The following is a 3,688-nucleotide window of genomic DNA, read 5'->3' as shown; positions in this document are numbered from 1 at the left end:
CCTGCTCCTGGACAGCCTGCGCGACACCCGCGCCGCGAACGTCGCCCGCGCGCTCGCCGTCGACGCCCTCCGCACGGCACTGCACGGCAGCTGACACGACGCCGAGTACCCCCTCCCTACCGGCCGGGCCGGGTCCCGGCGCCAACGTGGCGCAGGCGGGCCCGGCTTCGTCGTGCCGCGGCGGCACCGTCGGCGTTCCTGCGCCACCTCATTGTTGACGGTGCTTACATCCCCGGTTAGCCTACCTATGTATGCACCGCTCACATGTAGAGGAGTCAGTCGATGTCATCGCCCCAGCAGGACACCGTCGAGGTCGACCTGGGCGGCCGTGCCGTCACCGTCCCCAAGGGCGGCCTGTACGACCGGTACCGGATGGACACCGATCTCGACGAGGTCGCCCGCGACCCCCGCGTCAGCGGCGTCGACTTCTTCCGGCGCCTGCCGAAGACCCGCGTCGACTCGCCGATCGGCAGCACGCTCACCCCGAACTTCTACTACCGCGTCTCGACGGCCCGGCTGACGATGCTGGCCCGCTCCCGCGCGATCCGCGGGCGCCTGCCCGCCGAGCTCGCGCCGCTGGAGGTCGCGCCGGGATTCGGGCTGGTCTCGGTCATGTTCTTCCGCTATGACGTGTGCGACATCGACTTTTACACCGAGGCCGCGGTCGGCGTCGCGGTCAGGCCGGCCCGGCACGGCGGCCTCGGACTGGTCGACCTCGCCGCCGCCCTGAAGAACGAGCACCTCGACTCGTACGTGCTGTCGCTTCCGGTGAGCACCGAGATCGCCCAGGTCCGCGGGCACGACGGCTACGGCTTCCCCAAGTGGGTCACCGGGCTCGACGTCGACATCGACACCGACCGGACCACCGCGCGCGTCGCCAACGACGCGGGCGGGACGGACGTATCCCTCGCGGTGCCCACCCCCGCCCAGACCGCGTATCCGAGCGGCGAGCGCGTGTCGGCCCTGACCTCGTACACGTCGATCAACGGCGCATGGCACTCGACGTTCAGCCAGACCAACGTGCTGTCCGCGGGCACCAAGCGCCGCCCCCGCAACCTCGTCCTCGAGGTCGGGGAGGGCCGCATGGCCGACGACCTGCGCTCGCTCGACCCGACCAGGACCGTGCGCCTCGACGTCATGACCGAGGGGCAACTCGCCCTGCACATGCCGGTCCCCGTCTCCGTCCCGACCCGCCGCTAGGCACAGGAGCCCGCCATGCCCACCGACCACGGCCTTCTCGACACCCACAGCCCGGTCCTGCCCGCATCGCTGACCGCGGACCTGATCGAGCGCCTGACCCGCCGCGTCGCCGCGGACGCGGACGCGACCCGGGTCACCACCGACGCCCCGTACACCGGCGCGCCGCTGGCTGACCTGCCCGTGTCGACGCCGACAGCCGTCGAGGACGCGTTCGCCCGCGCCCGCACCGCCCAGCGGGCCTGGGCCGCCACACCGCTGCGCGAGCGCGCGAGGATCCTGCTGCGCTTCCACGACCTCGTCCTGGCCCGCCAGGACGAGGCCCTCGACCTCATGCAGGCCGAGAGCGGCAAGACCCGCCGCGACGCGTTCCTGGAGGTGACCGACATCGCCATCACCTCCCGCTACTACGCGCGCGGCGCCGAGAAGCTGTTGAAGCCCAAGCGCCGCCGCGGCGCGATCCCGGTGCTCACCCACACCACCGAACTGCGCCACCCCAAGGGCGTCGTCACTGTCATCTCCCCGTGGAACTACCCGCTCAGCATGGCCGCCGGCGACGCCATCCCGGCGCTCATGGCCGGCAACGCCGTCGTTCAGAAGCCGGATACCCAGACCGCGCTGACCGCGCTGTGGGCGCTGGACCTGATGCACGAGGCCGGCCTGCCGGCCGACGTGTGGCAGATGGTCGTCGGCCGGGGCAGCTCCATCGGCGGCGCGCTGATCGACAACGCCGACTACATGATGTTCACCGGCTCCACCGCCAGCGGACGCCGGATCGCGAGCGACGCCGGCGCACGCCTCATCGGCGCGTCCCTCGAACTCGGCGGCAAGAACGCCATGATCGTCCTCGACGACGCTGACATCGACAAGGCCGCCGACGGAGCCGTCGCCGCGTGCTTCCCCTCCGCCGGCCAGCTCTGCGTCTCCATCGAGCGGCTGTACGTCGCCGAGTCCATCCGCGACCGGTTCGTCGCCGCGTTCGTCGCCCGCACCGAGAAACTGAAGCTCGGCGCCTCGTACGACTACAGCGTCGACGTCGGCAGCCTCACCAACCCGTCCCAACTGGCCACCGTCACCGCCCACGTCGAGGACGCCGCCGCCAAGGGCGCGACCGTCCTCGCCGGCGGCAACGCGCGGCCCGACCTCGGGCCGCTGTTCTACGAACCGACGATCCTCACCGGCGTCACCCCCGACATGACCGTGTACGAGCACGAGACCTTCGGCCCCGTCGTCTCCATCTACTCCTACCGCGACGTCGACGACGCGATTCTGCGGGCCAACGCCACGCCGTACGGCCTCAACGCCAGTGTCTGGAGCCGCAACGGCGCCCGCGGCCGGGCCGTCGCCGCGCGCGTCCACGCCGGCACCGTCAACGTCAACGAAGCCTTCGCCGCCGCCTGGGGCAGCATCGACGCACCCATGGGCGGCATGGGCGACTCCGGACTCGGCCGCCGCCACGGCGCCGACGGAATCCTCAAGTACACCGAACCCCAGACCGTGGCCCACCAGCGCATCCAGGGCTTCACCCCACCGGCACGCGTCTCACCCGAGACCTGGGCGGCCATGTTCACCGGCGCCTTGAAGCTCCTGAAAGCCGCACGTGTCCGCTGACCTTCCCGCCGCCGCGGTCCCCACGGCATCGACCCGTGCGGACACCGCGGCGGCGGTATCCACCACCCGCCCCGCAGGCCTGATGACCAGCGTTCCGACAGCGAAACCCAGGGCCCGGGCCCAGCCTCAGCTTCGCGCGCGGTCCCGAACCGCACGCACGAATGCCCCCGTTTGAGGACGGCAAGCGTGAGGAACGCGCCGGGAACGGCGGCAGCAGCGCCCCGCACGCCGGGCGCATCACATGCCACAACGCCGGCAGGACGTGTCGGAGGTCCCCGAGGCGACTCGGCCACCTCGAGCGCCTGACGGGCGACAGCTTCTCTCGCGTGATTCTCGGTGCTGCCCCTGAAGGGATTCGGCTGGTCCGCAAACCGGAACGGCCGTGGCAGGCCAGGCCGAGCGCCGGTCGGCAGGAACGCTCTGTGTCTTGCAGCAGTTCGTTCGCGCGGACTCCGTCGTACCGCGTCCGGTAGTGGCCGCGCTCGGCACGCTGGATGCCCGCAATCGGTGCTGACCATGGGACGTCGGGACCGCGTCGTCACACCGAACGGAACGCCGACCGCGGCGCCCTGTGCGTGGCGGGTCAGCCGACGTCGGCGACGAGTCGCTTGGCGAGCTGTTCGGAGGAGGCCGGGTTCTGGCCGGTGTAGAGGTTGCGGTCGATGACGACGAAGGGGCGTAGCGGCAGGCGGGACTTGGTGTAGTGGGCGCCGCTGTCGCGCAGGCGGTCCTCCAGCAGCCACTTGGCCTTGCGGCCGAAGCTGTTGAACTTCTCCTCGACGTTGGACAGGCCGGTCATCCGGTATCCGGCAAACGGCCACGATCCGTCGGCGTTCTGTGCGGCGAACGCCGCGGCGGGCGCGTGGCACAGCAGGGCAAG

General features: G+C 71.4%; 3 protein-coding genes. 2 read left to right on the top strand and 1 reads right to left on the bottom strand.

Annotated features, from left to right (window positions below):
* Positions 1-282: 282 nt before the first annotated feature.
* Together AB0C36_RS42715 and AB0C36_RS42710 are read left to right on the top strand one after the other, a co-directional pair.
* Positions 283-1,200 carry an acetoacetate decarboxylase family protein gene (locus AB0C36_RS42715; RefSeq protein ID WP_358365100.1) on the top strand — a complete coding sequence of 306 codons (918 nt, stop codon included), beginning with the start codon at positions 283-285 and terminating at the stop codon, positions 1,198-1,200.
* A 15-nt stretch (positions 1,201-1,215) separates the two neighbouring features.
* The gene (locus tag AB0C36_RS42710; protein ID WP_358365096.1) at positions 1,216-2,808 is read left to right on the top strand and encodes a succinic semialdehyde dehydrogenase; all 1,593 of its coding nucleotides are present in this window, start codon (positions 1,216-1,218) and stop codon (positions 2,806-2,808) included.
* 583 nt (positions 2,809-3,391) lie between these two features.
* Here the strand turns inward: AB0C36_RS42710 and AB0C36_RS42705 are convergent.
* The coding region (locus tag AB0C36_RS42705) for a type 1 glutamine amidotransferase family protein (protein ID WP_494410273.1) at positions 3,392-3,688 on the bottom strand (297 nt) is incomplete at its 5' end.

Origin of the sequence: Streptodolium elevatio (assembly GCF_040649515.1) — a bacterium.
Lineage (GTDB): Bacteria > Actinomycetota > Actinomycetes > Streptomycetales > Streptomycetaceae > Yinghuangia > Yinghuangia elevatio.
This window is presented reverse-complemented; position numbering and strand designations above follow the sequence as displayed.